Annotated in this window: 15 protein-coding genes; 5 read left to right on the forward strand and 10 right to left on the reverse strand. The window is 73.8% G+C overall.

From position 1 onward, the window contains the following. Positions 1–21: 21 nt before the first annotated feature. Positions 22–186: a hypothetical protein gene (locus tag ABD466_RS17885; protein WP_344658211.1), complete on the forward strand. Its 165-nt coding sequence runs from the start codon at positions 22–24 to the stop codon at positions 184–186. On the opposite strand, the gene ABD466_RS17890 is transcribed toward ABD466_RS17885, so the two are convergent. Beyond that, on the reverse strand, positions 183–785 hold the full coding sequence (locus ABD466_RS17890; protein ID WP_344658212.1) for a rhomboid-like protein: 603 nt from the start codon (positions 783–785) through the stop codon (positions 183–185). The genes ABD466_RS17885 and ABD466_RS17890 overlap by 4 nt on opposite strands. 109 nt (positions 786–894) lie before the next feature. Between ABD466_RS17890 and ABD466_RS17895 the strand changes: the two genes are divergently transcribed. Then, complete coding sequence (locus tag ABD466_RS17895; RefSeq protein WP_344658213.1) at positions 895–1,620, forward strand: hypothetical protein; 726 nt, start codon at positions 895–897, stop codon at positions 1,618–1,620. Between the two features lie 27 nt (positions 1,621–1,647). Here the strand turns inward: ABD466_RS17895 and ABD466_RS17900 are convergent, their stop codons facing one another. Together ABD466_RS17900 and ABD466_RS17905 are read right to left on the reverse strand one after the other, a co-directional pair. Next, entirely contained in the window at positions 1,648–3,099 is a 1,452-nt protein-coding gene (locus ABD466_RS17900; RefSeq protein ID WP_344658214.1) for a threonine/serine exporter family protein, read from the reverse strand. An 81-nt stretch (positions 3,100–3,180) separates the two neighbouring features. After that, positions 3,181–3,894 carry a M50 family metallopeptidase gene (locus tag ABD466_RS17905; protein ID WP_344658215.1) on the reverse strand — a complete coding sequence of 238 codons (714 nt, stop codon included), beginning with the start codon at positions 3,892–3,894 and terminating at the stop codon, positions 3,181–3,183. 80 nt (positions 3,895–3,974) lie between these two features. On the opposite strand from ABD466_RS17905, the gene ABD466_RS17910 reads away from it, so the two are divergent. After that, on the forward strand, positions 3,975–4,685 hold the full coding sequence (locus tag ABD466_RS17910; protein WP_344658216.1) for a rhomboid-like protein: 711 nt from the start codon (positions 3,975–3,977) through the stop codon (positions 4,683–4,685). On the opposite strand, the gene ABD466_RS17915 is transcribed toward ABD466_RS17910, so the two are convergent. The 7 genes from ABD466_RS17915 to ABD466_RS17945 all read right to left on the reverse strand — a co-directional run bounded on the left by ABD466_RS17915 (position 4,659) and on the right by ABD466_RS17945 (position 12,656). Further along, positions 4,659–6,758, reverse strand: a complete 2,100-nt coding sequence (locus ABD466_RS17915; protein WP_344658217.1) for a serine/threonine-protein kinase — start codon at positions 6,756–6,758, stop codon at positions 4,659–4,661. The genes ABD466_RS17910 and ABD466_RS17915 overlap by 27 nt on opposite strands. Before the next feature lie 83 nt (positions 6,759–6,841). After that, entirely contained in the window at positions 6,842–7,354 is a 513-nt protein-coding gene (locus tag ABD466_RS17920) for a pyridoxamine 5'-phosphate oxidase family protein (RefSeq protein WP_344658218.1), read from the reverse strand. A gap of 47 nt (positions 7,355–7,401) precedes the next feature. Continuing rightward, positions 7,402–8,061, reverse strand: a complete 660-nt coding sequence (locus ABD466_RS17925; RefSeq protein WP_344658219.1) for a 4'-phosphopantetheinyl transferase family protein — start codon at positions 8,059–8,061, stop codon at positions 7,402–7,404. 63 nt (positions 8,062–8,124) lie between these two features. Then, positions 8,125–9,447: a chymotrypsin family serine protease gene (locus ABD466_RS17930; protein WP_344658220.1), complete on the reverse strand. Its 1,323-nt coding sequence runs from the start codon at positions 9,445–9,447 to the stop codon at positions 8,125–8,127. A gap of 153 nt (positions 9,448–9,600) precedes the next feature. Beyond that, positions 9,601–10,602, reverse strand: coding sequence for an aldo/keto reductase family protein (locus ABD466_RS17935; RefSeq protein ID WP_344658221.1), 1,002 nt, complete (start codon positions 10,600–10,602; stop codon positions 9,601–9,603). A 30-nt stretch (positions 10,603–10,632) separates the two neighbouring features. Then, positions 10,633–11,256: a response regulator gene (locus ABD466_RS17940; RefSeq protein ID WP_344658222.1), complete on the reverse strand. Its 624-nt coding sequence runs from the start codon at positions 11,254–11,256 to the stop codon at positions 10,633–10,635. Then, the gene (locus tag ABD466_RS17945) at positions 11,253–12,656 is read right to left on the reverse strand and encodes a sensor histidine kinase (RefSeq protein WP_344658223.1); all 1,404 of its coding nucleotides are present in this window, start codon (positions 12,654–12,656) and stop codon (positions 11,253–11,255) included. Before ABD466_RS17945 ends, ABD466_RS17940 begins: the two co-directional genes overlap by 4 nt. A 150-nt stretch (positions 12,657–12,806) precedes the next feature. On the opposite strand from ABD466_RS17945, the gene ABD466_RS17950 reads away from it, so the two are divergent. Both ABD466_RS17950 and ABD466_RS17955 read left to right on the forward strand, forming a co-directional pair. Beyond that, complete coding sequence (locus ABD466_RS17950; protein ID WP_344658224.1) at positions 12,807–13,853, forward strand: FtsX-like permease family protein; 1,047 nt, start codon at positions 12,807–12,809, stop codon at positions 13,851–13,853. Next, the gene (locus ABD466_RS17955) at positions 13,850–14,524 is read left to right on the forward strand and encodes an ABC transporter ATP-binding protein (RefSeq protein WP_344658225.1); all 675 of its coding nucleotides are present in this window, start codon (positions 13,850–13,852) and stop codon (positions 14,522–14,524) included. Before ABD466_RS17950 ends, ABD466_RS17955 begins: the two co-directional genes overlap by 4 nt. Positions 14,525–14,547 lie beyond the last annotated feature (23 nt).

The raw sequence follows: 14,547 nt of genomic DNA on the forward strand, positions 1-14,547 counted from the left end.
CGGTGTTCGCGGGAGGCCACGATGGTGGTCCACGCGGGGAAGAAGGATGATCACTCCGTCGGGAACCTGCTCGGGCTGTGTACGTGGCATGCGGCGCAGAAGGCCCAGTTGGAGTGGGAGGCCAACCGGTTCGTGGCGATCAGGGTACGGCCGATGCGGCATGAGAGCGGGGAGCAGCAGAGCTAGGGGGCGATCCAGAAGCAGGCCAAGCCGATCGCGACCGCGCAGACGTGCCCCAGGGCGGTGAAGTCGCGCCGGTTCTTGGCCAAGCCGTAGAGGTAGAACCCGATCAGGACCACGAGATACGGGATCCGCCACGGCAACGGAATGTGCCACGCCAGCACTGCGGCCACTCCGGCCTGCGCATAGCTGACGCCGTAATCGGGTGTTTCACGCTCGGAGGCAGCCAGCCGCCCGCTTCGGATCCCCTGCGCGACATAGCCCTGGCTGATCAGCGTGGCGCCGACGTGCGCCATCGCCACCACCGCCAGCCAGCGCCACGTTCCGAGCCAATGCTCGGTGGGAGCGTGGAACAGGCTGTAGGTGACGAGATAGAACGACCAGCTCGTGCCGGCGGTGAAGAACGCGCTCGTCAGCAGCACTTTGAGGGGCGCGCGTCGCAGCCCGGCGAGGTTGGTGGAGTTCGCCACCAAGATCTTGGCGGACCGGTCGGCGGGCATCCGCGCCAGCCGGCGAGAGGTGGCGAGAAGGGCGAGGAACCAGAGATAGGTGCCGGGCGCATCGCGGACGAAGTGCCAGATGTCGGCGGGGAGGCGGCTCAGCACACTGTCACGGTAGGTGAAAATCGGACATCGGGCACGCCCCTACGCGTCCGGATCGGAGCCCTGCCGCGGCGCTCGGGGATCCGCACGGGTTAAAGCCCGGGGCGGTCCGATGCCGATGAACAGGGGCATGCGGACGATGATGCGCAGTGCGGCCACCGTGGGTGTGCTGGCCGCCGCGGCGGTGACGGTCGGGACCCTTTCCACGCTCGCGGCGAGGGCCGGCGCTCCGCCGGCCGGCACCTCCGAGGCCGGCTCCGGCGCCGGTGCCGGGGTGCGGGTGCAGATCAGCGACGACACCCGTTCGGCCCATTCCGGGGACGTCATCGACTACACGGTGCGGGTGGAGAACGACTCGGCGGTGGCGTATCCGCACCTCGAGGTGTTCCACCTGGTCCCGGCCGGCTTCCAGCTCGTCGACTCCACCCCGGCGGCCACTCAGGACGGCACGGACGTGCGCTGGACCGCGAACGTCCCGGCCGGGCACACGGTGGTGTTCACCGACCAGGTGATGGCCGGCACGGTCGAGGAGTCCGAGCACCTGGTGCCGCGCGCCCGGGACGCGAAGGCCGCGCTGGCCCCGGCTCCGGCCTCGGCCGCCGCCGCGGTGCGCCAGTTCACGTCCACCGCCTGCGCCCGCGGCTCGTCGGCCGGACCGGCGCTGGCCTGCGCCACGGTGCGCCAGCAGCTCACCGACGGCCCGGACGCGGCCTCCGGCACCGGTCCGGCCGCCAAGCGCTGGCAGCCGGGGCTGCTGGGGATCGGGCTCGTGGTGGCGCTGTTCGCGGCGTTCAGCGGGTTCTTCCGGAAGCGCAAGGACCGGGTCGAAGAGGACTGACGCCGCGGCCGCGCGCCCCGCGCCCGCTCATCCCGCACCCGCCTCCTGGTCGACCGGCAGCACTTCCAGCCGGGTCGTCCGGCGCAGCGACGCCCCGGCCAGCACGCCGAGGGCGATGGCGGCGACGGTGACCAGCACGTTGAACAGCGTCTGCCAGCCCGCGGGGCTGTGGCCGACCAGCAGCTGCTGCACGCCGGAGAGCCCGTGGGCGCCCGGGACCAGCATCCAGAAGGCGGGCAGGAAGACCACCTGGTCGGGGATGTCGGCGCGCTTGCCGATCCAGGACGCGGTCAGCGGCAGGCCCATGCCGGCGACGAAGGCGCCCAGCGCCTGGCCGCCGACCAGGGTGCCGAGCGTCTGCACCAGGCGGGTGAGCAGCAGGGCGGCGGTCAGCCAGGCGAGGGAACGGCGCGGGGCGTCGCTGTTCAGGGTGAAGCCGACCGCGAGGAGGGCCACCGCCGCCCAGCCGACCCACGCCCCGAGGGTGTCCGGCGCCGGCCTGCCGACCGCGCGGGCGTGCACGGTGTCGGTGGCGACCAGGATGCCGAGGCCCAGCATCAGCAGCACGTTCGCGGCGCCGGCCAGCCGGGCCAGCCCGGACAGCGTCGAGTCGGTGGCCAGCTCGATCGCGCCGAGGGTGAGGGCCGCGCCGGGCAGGAAGCCGATCAGCGGCGGGATGAACAGGGAGCCGGGGTCCTCGTGCAGGACCGGCCCGGAGAAGCGCAGCGCGATCGCGGTGACCAGGATCGCGGCCGCCACCGGCAGCAGCGTGAGCATCCGCGGCAGGTGGCGCCGGACCAGGTACTGGAGCACGCCGACCGTGGTGCCCGCCGCGACGTAGCCGAGGGCGGAGGGGAGCGTCGGGTGCTGCAGCATGCCGAGGGCCAAGGTGAGGGTGGCGTAGCCGACGATCACCGCGGCCGGCTGGAACCGGCGCGGCATGCTCTGTTCCCGCCGCAGCGCCTCGCGGACCTCGTCGAACGGCACCGCCTCGCCGCGCATCCGCGCGACCAGGTTCTGCAGCGCCTCGACCTGGCTCAGCTGCATCCCGGCGTCGCCGACCGGGGCGAAGTCCATCTCGCTGCCGGGATCGCCGGCCGCGGTCTCGACCCGGACGAAGATCCCACTGGGCAGCGCGAAGCAGCGGCCGTGCACGCCGTACCGGGCCGCGATGTCGGCGACCTGCTTCTCGGTGTCGACGGTGCTCTCGCCGGAGCGCAGGATCTCGGCGCCGACCTTGCTCAGCAGCGCGGCCAGCTGCCGCAGCCACTCGGCGGTGGGCTGGTCGGCGGCGCGCACCCCCACGCGCCGGGAATCCCGGAGGGCCTCGCCGACGCTCTTCAGGCCCTGCCATCCGGCGGCGACGCTCTCGCCGAAGGAGTCCAGGGAGTCGGAGAAGGCGCCGCTGATCTTCGTGTGGGCGGGCTCGTGGCCGCGGCCCCCGGCCTCTTCTTCCTTGCGTCTCCTGAAGAAGGGCACGGAGCTCCTCCCGCTCGCAGCTGACGCCGCCTCTAACGAGACGGCGTCGCGCCGATCACGCGCGGCTCACCCGTTCGGGCCCTACATGTGCAGCAGCCACCGGCCCCCGGCCACCGCGCATCCCAGCGCCACCAGGGCGAACAGCACGAGCCAGCCGCCGGCCGGGAACCCGGTCAACCGGTGCAGCTGGTCGGCGTCCGAGTCGCGCGCGCCGGTCCGGGCCCGCGTCCGGCTGAGCTCCACCACCGGCTTCACCCCGGCCAGCAGCAGGAACCACACCATCAGATAGGCGAAGCCGGCCTGCACGTCGGTGTTCTCGGTCCAGGACGCGGCGAACACGGCGCCGCCGGTGAGGACCACCGTGAGCATGCCGTAGAAGTTGCGGATGGACACCAGCAGCAGCGCCAGGAGCACGACGCTGGCCCACAGCAGCAGCGTTATGTGCTTGGCGGCCAGCAGCCACGCCCCGCCCAGGCCCACCAGGCTCGGCGTGATGTAACCGGCCAGCACGGTCAGCACCATGCCCGGGCCGCGCGGCTTGCCGTAGGAGACGGTGACGCCGGAGGTGTCGTGGTGCAGCCGCACTCCGGAGAGCCGGCGACCGCAGAGCAGGGCCACGGCGGCGTGCCCGCCCTCGTGGGCGATGGTGACCGTGTTGCGGGCGATCCGCCACACCGGCCGCCACAGCACGGTGACCAGGGCGGCCGCGCCCACCGCGAGCACGAGGTTCCGCGGCGGGTCGGGCTGGGTGCCGGTCACCCGGTGCCACACGTCGTCGAGACTGGAGATGTCCACGGCCACGCAGCCTCCCACGATTCCCCCGTTCGGCGGTACCCGCGCTGGCAGGTCTGTGACCAGCCGGTGACGCTGGACCCATGGTGAAGCGCGCCGCGCGAGGGGTGTGGACCTACGTCCACAGCGCGCCGGGCACCTTTATCTGGCTGCTGATCCTGCTGATCACCACCGCGGTCCTCCGCCACGTCGACGCCCACGCCGCGCACTGGATCCTGGAGCGCCGCAGCACGAACATCCACTACCTGACGCAGAACCCGCTCCGGGTGCTGGTGCAGTCGGCCCTGTGGATCGACGGGAGCAGTTGGCTGTCCTACGTCGTGCTGTACACGATCTTCCACGCGCAGGCCGAGCGCTGGCTCGGAACGGTGCGCTGGCTGGGTGTGGCGGTCCTCTGCCACGTCGTGGCGACGTACGTGAGCGAGGGGGTGCTGGCCCTGGCGATCCGGAAGGGCCTCGCCCCCGAGTCGAAGCGGTTCACGCTGGACTACGGCGTCAGCTACGCGCTCGCGGGGGTGGTGGCGGCACTGACGTACTGGTGGCCACGAGGGTGGATGAGGTGGGTGTACGGCGGGGCGGTGTTGCTGTTCTACGGGGCCGCGATGGTGCTGGGGAAGACGTTCACGGACGTCGGGCACTTCTCGGCGGCCCTGGTCGGCCTGGGGTGCTGGCCGATCGTGCGGGTGCGGGCGTCGCCGATGGCCTGGGGGTTCCGGTGGCGGGCGCTGGTGGGGGAGCCGTCGGCGGTGGGCGGCGGGTACTCCGGGTCAGTGGGTCGCGCTGTCGGTCGGTGAGGTGTGGGACCCGCCGGGTGACGTCGTGGTGTGGGTGGTCCCGGTGGACCCGGTGCCGCTCGGCGTCGAGGACGTCGCCCCGCTGGTGGTGGTGTCGGTCGGCGCCGTACTGGAGCTCGTGGCGCTGTGCGAGGCCGACGTGTCCTGACCGGACTCGTGCGTCGTCGGCGTGGTGCTCGAGCTCGGCGGTCTGCTCTTCGAGGTGGTGCGCGCGGTCGAGTGCCGCGAGGTCGGCACCCCGCCGGAGGACGTCTGCGCGGTGCTGGAGTCGTCGGTCCCGGTCGGCGTCCCCGGCGCCCCGGTCGCCGACGGCGTCTCCGGCCCGGCACCCCCGCTCGACGACTGCGCGGCCGGCGCCGGCCCGGAGTTCCCCGACCCGCCCAGCACCACCGCCGCCGCCCCGGCCACCAGCAGCACGGCGGCGGTGACGGCACCGACCAGCGTCTTGCGCCGCGGGCCGCCCGGGTCGGCGAGCTCTTCCGGCTCGGGGCTGTCGAACCCGTCGTCGTACCCGGCGGGCTCGACGACGGTGATCTCCTTGTCGGGATCGAGGAAAGCCGTCTGCCGCGCGGGCCGTGGTCCCCGGTCCACCGGCTCGGCCACGCCCGGCCGGAACCAGTCGTCCGGCGCACTCGTCGCCACCGGCTCGGCCGCCGCCTCCGGTTCCGCCGCCGGCGTGGGCCGCGGAAGACTCGGCAGGCTGTTGGCGTAGGCCGACAAGGACCGCGGCACCTGCGGACTCGGCTTGTCCGGAATGACCCAGTCATGGTCGATGTCCGCCTGCACGCTCGGCGACACCCGCGGCTCCTGCGGGGCTCGGACCGTGGCGAGCTCGGTGGTCGGCTCGGAGACGGAGTCGAGCAGGAGGGTGGTGGCAGGGGCAGGGGCAGGGGCCGTGGTCGGGGCGGGGGAAGGCTCGCCGGTGTCTTCGATGACCGACTCGCCATCCGACTCGTCGCCCGACTCGCTGTCGGGCTCGCTGTCGGGCTCGCTGTCGGGCTCGCTGTCGGGCTCGGCGTCCAGCGCGCTGGCCGTCTCGGCCTCGGGCTCGTCGGCTTCGAGAACCGGTTCCTCGGCGATCGGGTCGGGTTCGAGGTGCGGAGCGAGCTCATCGAAAGCGCTCAGCAGGTCATCAGCAGCGTCGGCGACCGCCTCGGTCTCGGTCTCGGTCTCCAGATCTGCCTCGGCGCCCGCCTCGGTCTCGGTTTCCAGGCTCGCCTCGGCGCCCGCCTCGGTCGCGTCCGCGAGCGCCTCCTCGGCAAGCGGCTCGTCGACGTCGGCTTCGAGCCCTTCCTCGGCTGCGACTACCTCAGCGTCCGCATCCGCCTCGACCGCTTCAGTTCCCTCCGTTCCCTCCGTTCCCTCCGTTCCCTCCGACCGCGGCTCGTCCTCAGCCGTCGAACCCTCCTCCGCCAACCCCAGCAGCCGCTCATCGATCGGCTCCCCGACCGGCGGCGGCTCGGGCATCGCGTCCGGGCCGGCGAGCTCCGTCCCGTCCGACATCGCGGCGGCGGTGGCCCACCTGCCGAGGAAGACCCGGCCGCGTGCCTGCCAGTCCGGGCCGTAGGCGGCCGTGGCGGTGGCGTCGACCTCGGACAGGAAGGTGTGCGGGGAGTCCGGGCGGTCGGCGGGTTCGCCGGCCAGGCCGCTCTGGATCAGGGGACGGAGTTCCTCGGGGGCGAACTCCGCGATGACCTGGGTGTACTCGTGGAGGGCGTGGAGGTCTTCGGGGGTGGCGGCGCGGAAGGGGGGTTCGGCGGTGAGGCATTCGAAGAAGACGGCGGTGGCGGCGAAGACGTCGGCGGCGGGGGAGGCCGGGCCGCCGGTCATGCGTTCGGGGGCCAGGTAGGTGGGTTCGTCCGGGGTGAACGCGGGGTCGGGGGCGCCGAACCCGGTCACGGTCAGGCCGCCGGTGGCGTCCACCAAGATGTTCTCCGGGCGCACGTCACCGTGGACGCCCGCCAGGGTCAGCAGCATCCCGGCCAGCACGGAGGCCGCCGCCTCAGGTGCCATCGGCCCCGACTCCCGCAGCACCGCACTCAGGGATACGCCCTCGACCAGCCCGTTCCTCACGCACGCCTGTTTACCCGATTGCGGGCCGGAACCACAACGCCACGCGGAAGCAGCACGTCACAGGCCTCGGTCCCGCGACCGCCCTACCTCCGGACGCTGAGCTCCAGATAGTTGCGGCGGCCGAGGTTCGGTTCGTCGACCAATCTCAAGTGCGCCACGCGGAACCGGTACAGGCTCGCGGCCGCGCTGCCGTCCAGGAACGCCGCCCGCACCGCCGGATCGGTCCCGAAGGTGGGGAACCTGCCCTGATACGCCTCGAACGCCGCCTCCGCGTCCGCGCCGCGCGCGACTCCGCACTCGCCGGTCACCTGCATGCCGCGCAGCCCTTCCCCGAACTCCGGCGGTGGCAGCCAGACCGCCGCGGAGGCCGCGGCGCGCAGCTCGCTGTTGCGGCCGTGCAGCGTGCTCGGCTCGCTGACGAAGAAGAGGTCGAACTCCCGCCCGAGGGCGAAGAACGCCATGTTGGCGTGCGGATTGCCGTCGGCGTCGGCGGTGGCCAGCGACAGGACCTGGGTCCCGGCGGCGATCGCCTCGACGCTGTGGCCGATTGCTGCGGTGGGGGTGTCTGTGCCGTCGAACTCCACGGTGAGCGCCACTGCTGGAGCCTGCCCGGCCCGGCGGCGGGGCAAACCGCCGCGGAACCTCACAACGTGATCGCTGTGAGCACGAACCCTGATTCCACACGCCAGCGCCCGGACATCCGCGTCACCGGCGCCCCGCTCTGGTGGATCCGCACCGTGTACCCGCCCGCCAGCGCGCCGCCCTCGACCTCCACCCCGGCCTCCACGTCCAGCGACGCGTCGCCGAAGCCCAGCCACCGCTCCGCCACCGGGAACCAGGCCTTGTAGACGGACTCCTTGGCGCTGAACACCAGCCGGTCCCACCACACCTCCGGCCGCGACGCCGCCAGGTGGGCCAGCATCGGCACCTCGTCCGGCCGCGCGATGGTGTCGAACACGCCTTCCGGCAGCGGCGCGTGCGGCTCGGCGTCGACGCCGACCCCCGGGACGACCCCGGACCGCGCCACCGCCGCGGCCCGGTACCCGTCGCAGTGCGTCATGCTCCCCACGACCCCTTCCGGCCACAGCGGCTCCCGGTTGCCGCCGCTGCCGATCGCCGCCGGCGGCACCCCGAGCCGGGCCAGCGCCAGCCGCGCGCAGTGCCGCGTCGTGGTGTACTCGCGGCGCCGCTTGGCCACCGCCCGCGCGATCGCCGCCTCCTCCCCGGGGAACAACACGGCGTCCTCGGGGTCGTCGAAGGCTTCCGCGACCGCGACTTCGGCGGGCAGCAGCGAGGACAGCACCGTGCGCTTCTCCGTTCGTGGGCCGGGATCCGTGCGGGCCGGGGTCGGCCTATGACCAGGGGATCAGGTCCGCGGATTCAAGGTCAAGCCGAAGTAGCCGAAGATGTCCGTGGCCTCGGTCCAGAACACCCCGGGCGTACCGTCACCAGGTGTTCCGTCGGACAGCAGCCCCCGCGCCTGCCGCACCCCGCCGGACTCCACCGCGAACATCGTCGCCCCGCTGTCGCCGCCGGCCGCGCCCCAGCCGTTGTTCACCGCGTCACCCCACACGCCGCGCGCGGTGTAGGACAACCCCGGGCAACCGGTGGTCGGCCCGCAGTACTTGTCCTGGTTGGTGACCTTGATGTTGCACGGGGTCGGGTGCCCCATGAAGAAGGAGCGCTGCCCGTCGTGGCACACGTAGTCGCCGTTGTACGAGTACGCGACGCTGGTCAGCGGCATCCACCCGGATGTGTCGGACTCGTCGGCGTTGTTGTCGGCGCCGTCGATCGTCTCCGCGTCCCACTGCTGCACCCGGGCGGTGACCGTCCCGACGTAGTTGCCCAGGAGGCCGTTGGAGTAGCTGCCCGGTGTCCCGGCGCGCGTGTAGACCTTGGTTCCGACGCCGAAGCAATGCGCGGCGGTGACCATGATCGGGTGGCCGTCCGACTTGCGCACCGCCGGGAGCCCGGCCGTGCAGCCGTGCCCGGAGCCGCTGCCCGTGATGGCGTCGCCGCCGATGAACGGCGCGCTGTCGTGCCACTTCACGTCGGACCAGGACTTCGCCTGAAGCGCATGGCCGGGACGGTAGACCAGCGGGACGCCGAGGGTGCGGGCCAGCGGCGCGCCGGTCGCCGGAGGAGCGGTCTGGAACGCCCTCGCGGCCGAAGCCTCGTCGTCCACATCCAGCTCCAGCCCGGAGGCGTCCGGCGCGGGCCCGACCATGTCCACGTGGACCGGGAGCTTCCCGGCGTCCGCCAACGCCACCACGCGCTGTGCGGCCTCGTCGAGCGCGGCGTGCGTGGCGGCGGCCGGCCGGAAGCGGATCAGGGAGCCGTCGATCCGCGGATCGACCGCCCGCGCCGCCGCCAGGACCCGCTTCGCCTGGGCCGGATCGGTGAGATACACGGTCACCAGGTCGTGGTTCGCGTCGATCACCAGGTTGCCGTAGACGTCCGCGACGGTGCTCCGGCCCGCGGCGCCGACCGCTTCGGCCACCGCGCGCAACGGCGCCAGCCGCAGGGCCTGCGCCTCCGGGGACAGGGCCGCGATCTGCGTGTCGGTCAGGACGGGGGCGGCGGTGGCCGCCGCCGCCCTGGCTTGGGCGCCGTCCGGCATCGCGGCGACGGCGGCGAGCAGCCCTGCGGCGAGCACGCCGCACCGCGCGACGAGGGACTTCCTCCTCATGAGAGAACTCCTGGCGTGATCGAGACGGTGGTCACGCCGGAGCATAGCCGCGTTGTCAGGCTTCTGACAGGGCCGTCGGGATCAACGTTCCGCGAACGCCGCGCGCCGGGCGCGGATCCGCCCGGCGCGCGGGAGCGTCCGCTCCGCGCGGTGCTACGGCCGGTTCGCCGGCGACACCGTCCGCGCCGGGTCGCGCTCGATGTGCGCCGCGAGGATCTCGTCGATCTGCTTGAGCACGTCCGCCGGAAGCTTCACGCCCGCCGCCTTGACGTTCTCGGCGACCTGCTCCGGCCGCGAGGCGCCGATGATCGCCGCGGACACGTTCGGGTTCTGCAGCACCCACGCCACGGCCAGCTGCGCCATCGACAGGTCCACCGACTCCGCCACCGGCTTCAGCCGCTGCACCGCCTCCAGCAGGTCCCGGTCGCCGACGTAGTCGCGGATGAAGTTGGCGCCCGAGTTCTCGTCGGTGGCGCGGGAGCCGGCCGGCAGCGGGGCGCCGGGCAGGTACTTGCCGGTCAGGATGCCCTGCGCGATCGGGGACCAGACGATCTGACCCAGGCCCAGCTCCTCGGAGGTGGGGATCACCTCGGCCTCGATCACCCGCCACAGCATCGAGTACTGCGGCTGGCTCGAGACCAGCGGGATCCGCAGCTCGTCGGCCAGCGCCTTGGCGGCCCGGATCTCCGAGGCCTTCCACTCCGACACGCCGATGTAGAGCGCCTTGCCCGAGCGCACGACGTCGGCGAACGCCGTCATCGTCTCCTCCAGCGGCGTCGCGTAGTCGTAGCGGTGCGCCTGGTAGAGGTCCACGTAGTCGGTCTGCAGCCGCTTCAGCGAACCGTTGATCGACTCCATGATGTGCTTGCGCGACAGGCCGCGGTCGTTGCGGCCGGGACCGGTCGGCCAGAACACCTTGGTGAAGATCTCCAGGCCCTCGCGCCGCTCCCCGGCCAGCGCCCGGCCCATCACGGCCTCGGCCCGGGTCCCGGCGTACACGTCGGCGGTGTCGAACGTGGTGATCCCGGCGTCCAGCGCGGCGCGCACGCACGCCAGCGCGGCGTCCTCCTCCACCTGAGACCCGTGGGTGATCCAGTTGCCGTAGGCGATCTCGCTGATGACCAGGCCGGAGCGGCCGAGATGACGGAATTCCATGCTGTCACCCTACGACCCGCCGAGCGGTGCTTACAGCCGGATGAGCCCCGCTTGCACCGCCGCCGCCACGGCCGCCGTCCGGCTGTCCACCCCGAGCTTGCCGAAGACGTGCACCAGGTGCGTCTTCACGGTCGCCTCGCTGATGAACAGCCGCCGCGAGATCTGCCGGTTGGCCAGGCCCTCGGCCACCAGCTCCAGGATCTCCACCTCGCGCTGCGACAGCGCCGGGCGGTCGGCCCGCACGCGGCCCAGCAGCCGGGCCGCGACCGGCGGAGCGAGGACCGTCTCGCCGCGCGCCGCGGCCCGCACGGCGGCGGCCAGGTCCTCCGGCGGCGCGTCCTTGAGCAGGTACCCGGCGGCCCCGGCCTCCACCGCGGCGAGGATGTCGGCGTCGGTGCTGTAGGTGGTGAGGATCAGGACGGCCGGCGGATCCGGGCGGGCGGCGATGCGGCGGGTGGCCTCCACACCGTGCATGCCGGAGCCCATCTGCAGGTCCATGAGGACGATGTCCGGGCGCTCGCGGTCGAGCACTTCGAGCGCCTCGGCGCCGTCCGCGGCCTCACCGACCAGCTCGATCTCCGGCAGGTCGGCGAGCACGGCCCGCAGGCCGCGGCGGACGACGGGGTGGTCGTCGACGAGCAGGACGCGGATCACGGGGCCGCCTCGCGCAGTCGGCCGTCGGCGGCCGAGCTCTGTGCGCCCGTGGCCGCGCCGATGACAGCGCCCTGGCCGGCAGCCGGAACCGGCCCGGTGACCGGCGCCGCGCCGGTGTCCGTGCCTTGGCCGGCAGCCGGAACCGGCCCGGTGACCGCCGCCGCGCCGGTGTCCGTGCCCTGGCCGGCAGCCGGAGCCGGCTCGCTGACCGGCGCCGCGTCGTGGGCCCGGCCCGCAGCCCGCCGCGTCGGCAGTGCCACCGCCACCGCGGTCCCCTCCCCGCGCGCCGACTCGATGGTCAACGTCCCCCCGAGCTCGCCGATGCGCTCCCGCATGCCGTGCAAGCCGAAGCGCGGGCGCCCGCCGGGGTCGCCGTCGAAGCCGACGCCGTCGTCGAACACGTCGAGCGTGACCTCGTCGTCGTGGTACCCGAGCGTCACCGCGGCGTGGTCGGCGCGCGCGTGCCGCTCGACGTTCGCCAGCGCCTCCTGCGTCGTGCGCAGCAGCGCCACCTCGGCCTCCATCGGCAGCGGGTAGGGGTCGCCGTCCATCCGGAACACCGCACGCGGGTAGCCGGCCGCGACCCGGCGCAGCGCCTCGCCGAGCGTCGCGTCCTCCAGCGCCGGCGGGGTCAGGGCGGCCACGAACCGGCGGGCCTCGGCCAGGTTGGCGCTCGCCGTGTCGCGGATCTCGCGGACCCGCGCCGCCGCGTCCTCCGGCAGCCCGCTCTCGGCGCCGCGCGCCAGCAGCACGATGCTCGACAGGCCCTGCGCCAGCGTGTCGTGGATCTCGCGGGCCAGCCGCTGGCGCTCGGCCAGCCGTCCGGCCTCGCGCTGGGAGGCGGCGAGTTCGGCCTGGGCGCGGACCAGGTCGTCGATGAGCTGCTGGCGGCGGCGGCCCTCGCGGTACATGCCGACGTACCCGTAGGCCGTCAGCACCGCGACCGCCGCCCCGGCGCACGGCCCGATCACCTTCGCGGCGGTCAGCCCGCCGCTGGTCGTGGCCTGCGTCGCCACCACGATCGCGGTGATCGCCGCCACCGCCGCCAGCGACCAGGCCCGCGGCAGCAGGTGCAGGACCATGAAATACAGCGGGAACGCCACGTAGGCGGCCGTCGGCGCGACCACGACCAGCGCCACCCACAGCGCGGCCACCGCCGCCAGCCACCACAGGGCGCGTGCCCGGGCCCGCGCCTGCGGCTGGTCCGCCGGGCGGCGGACCCCGAGCGCGTAGACCGCGCCCAGCACGGCGCCGAGCACCCAGGCCGCCGGTTGCCCGCTGCCGATCAGCCCGACCAGCAGCAAGCCGTAGAACAGCGCGTGCAGTCCGAGCAGCATCACCCGCACCGTCGGCACGCGCGTGCGGTGTCCGGTCCCGGGTATGCCTTCTGAACTGCTCATATGCCGACAGTTTACGGTCCGTCACGACCGGTCCCGGCCGCCGCGGCATCCATCCTTCGATGGATCCGCGACCAACCTTCTCCGCGATGGCAGGCGGGCGCGCGCCCACGAGGCTGGAAGGCGTCCCCATCTCCGACGGAAGGCACCACCGTGTTCGTCGCCCTGCGCGACATCCGCTTCGCCAAAGGCCGGTTCACCCTGATGGGTGGCGTAGTGGCCTTGCTCACCGGCCTGGTCATGTTCCTCTACGGCCTCACCGGCGGCCTGGCGTCCGACTCCTCGTCGGCGCTTTCCGGGCTGCCCGCCCGGGCCGTCGTGTTCGGCGGCTCGTCGGTGTCGTTCACCGACAGCGCCGTCGACGCCGGACAGCGCGCCGCCTGGCAGGCCGCGGCCGACGCGCGGCCGCTGGGGGTGTCGATGACGCGGCTGGGAGCCGGGGGAGCGGCGAGCGCGGTGAGCGTGGTCGGCGTGGACCCCGGCCTGATGCCGGCGCCCCGGTCGGGCCGCGTGCCGGGTCCGGGCGAGATCGCCGTCGGTGCGAAGCTCGCCGCCAAGCACCACCTGCACCCCGGCGACCGGATCACCTTGGGCCCGGCGCAGCTGACGGTGTCCGGGATCACCCCCGACCGCTCATGGGGCCACGCCCCGACGGTCTGGACCGACGAGCCGACCTGGGAACGCCTCGGCGGCGGCGCCCAGCCGTCGGCGCTGGCGCTGGTCGGCCCGGCCGACACCGGGGCCCTCGACGCGGCCTGGCACACGAAGACCGTCGGCCTCGGCGCCGCCAAGGCCGGCATCGACGGCTACTCGGCCGAACAGGGCAGCCTGACGCTGATCCAGGGCTTCCTGTTCGCGATCAGCGCGCTGGTCGCGGGCGCCTTCTTCACGGTCTGGACGGTCCAGCGCAAGGCCGACATCGCGGTCCTGAAAGCCATCGGCGCCAGCAGCGCCTACCTGGTCCGCGACGCCCTCGGGCAAGCCCTGGTGCTGCTGCTGGCCGGCGGCGCGCTCGGCGCCCTCGCCGGCACCCTCGGCGGCGCGGCGCTCCGGGCCGCCGGCACCCCGTTCACCCTCGACGTCGCGACCGTCGCCGTCCCGCTCGCCGCGATGGTCGGCCTCGGCCTGGCCGGCGCGGCGCTGGCCGTCCGCCGGATCGTCGTCGTGGACCCGCTGACCGCCCTGGGAGCGAACCGATGACTCTCACGCTCACCGACGTGACCCTCACCTACCCCGACGGCGACACCCGCCTCACGGCCCTGGACCACGTCACCCTCGACGTCGCCCCCGGCGAGTTCGCGGCCGTCGTCGGCCCGTCCGGCTCGGGCAAGTCCACGCTGCTCGCCGTCGCCGCGACCCTGCTCACGCCGGACTCCGGCACCGTGGCGATCGCCGGCCGCGACACCTCCGGACTCTCCCGCGGCGAGCGGGCGCACCTGCGGAGGGACCGGGTCGGCATCGTGTTCCAGCAAGCCAACCTGATCCCCGCCCTCACCGCCGCCGAGCAGCTCGAAGCGGTCGGCCACCTGCGGGGCGACCGGCCCCGCGCCGGCCGCGAGCGGGCCCGCGCGCTCCTGGACGCCGTCGGCCTCGACGCGGCCAAGCAGCGCCGCCGTCCGCACCAGCTGTCCGGCGGCGAGCGCCAGCGCGTGAACATCGCCCGGGCGCTGTTCGCCGAACCCGCGGTGCTGCTGGTCGACGAGCCCACCTCGGCCCTGGACCACGACCGCGGCGCCCGCGTGGTCGCGCTGCTGGCCGAGGTCACCGCGCGGCACGGCACGGCCACCGTCATGGTCACCCACGACACCGCCCTGCTGGGCCGGGCCGACCGGGTGCTGACGATGGCCGACGGCCGCCTGACAGCGGCCTAGAGCACGCCTGGAAGAAGGGGGAC

This window comes from Catenulispora subtropica, assembly GCF_039531675.1.
Classification (GTDB): domain Bacteria; phylum Actinomycetota; class Actinomycetes; order Streptomycetales; family Catenulisporaceae; genus Catenulispora; species Catenulispora subtropica.

Coding starts and splice junctions, on each gene's coding strand:
- ABD466_RS17955 (WP_344658225.1), top strand. CDS start 13,850: ATGACTCTCACGCTCACCGACGTGACCCTCACCTACCCCGACGGCGAC.
- ABD466_RS17930 (WP_344658220.1), bottom strand. CDS start 9,447: ATGAGGAGGAAGTCCCTCGTCGCGCGGTGCGGCGTGCTCGCCGCAGGG.
- ABD466_RS17935 (WP_344658221.1), bottom strand. CDS start 10,602: ATGGAATTCCGTCATCTCGGCCGCTCCGGCCTGGTCATCAGCGAGATC.
- ABD466_RS17895 (WP_344658213.1), top strand. CDS start 895: ATGCCGATGAACAGGGGCATGCGGACGATGATGCGCAGTGCGGCCACC.
- ABD466_RS17910 (WP_344658216.1), top strand. CDS start 3,975: ATGGTGAAGCGCGCCGCGCGAGGGGTGTGGACCTACGTCCACAGCGCG.
- ABD466_RS17885 (WP_344658211.1), top strand. CDS start 22: ATGGTGGTCCACGCGGGGAAGAAGGATGATCACTCCGTCGGGAACCTG.
- ABD466_RS17945 (WP_344658223.1), bottom strand. CDS start 12,656: ATGAGCAGTTCAGAAGGCATACCCGGGACCGGACACCGCACGCGCGTG.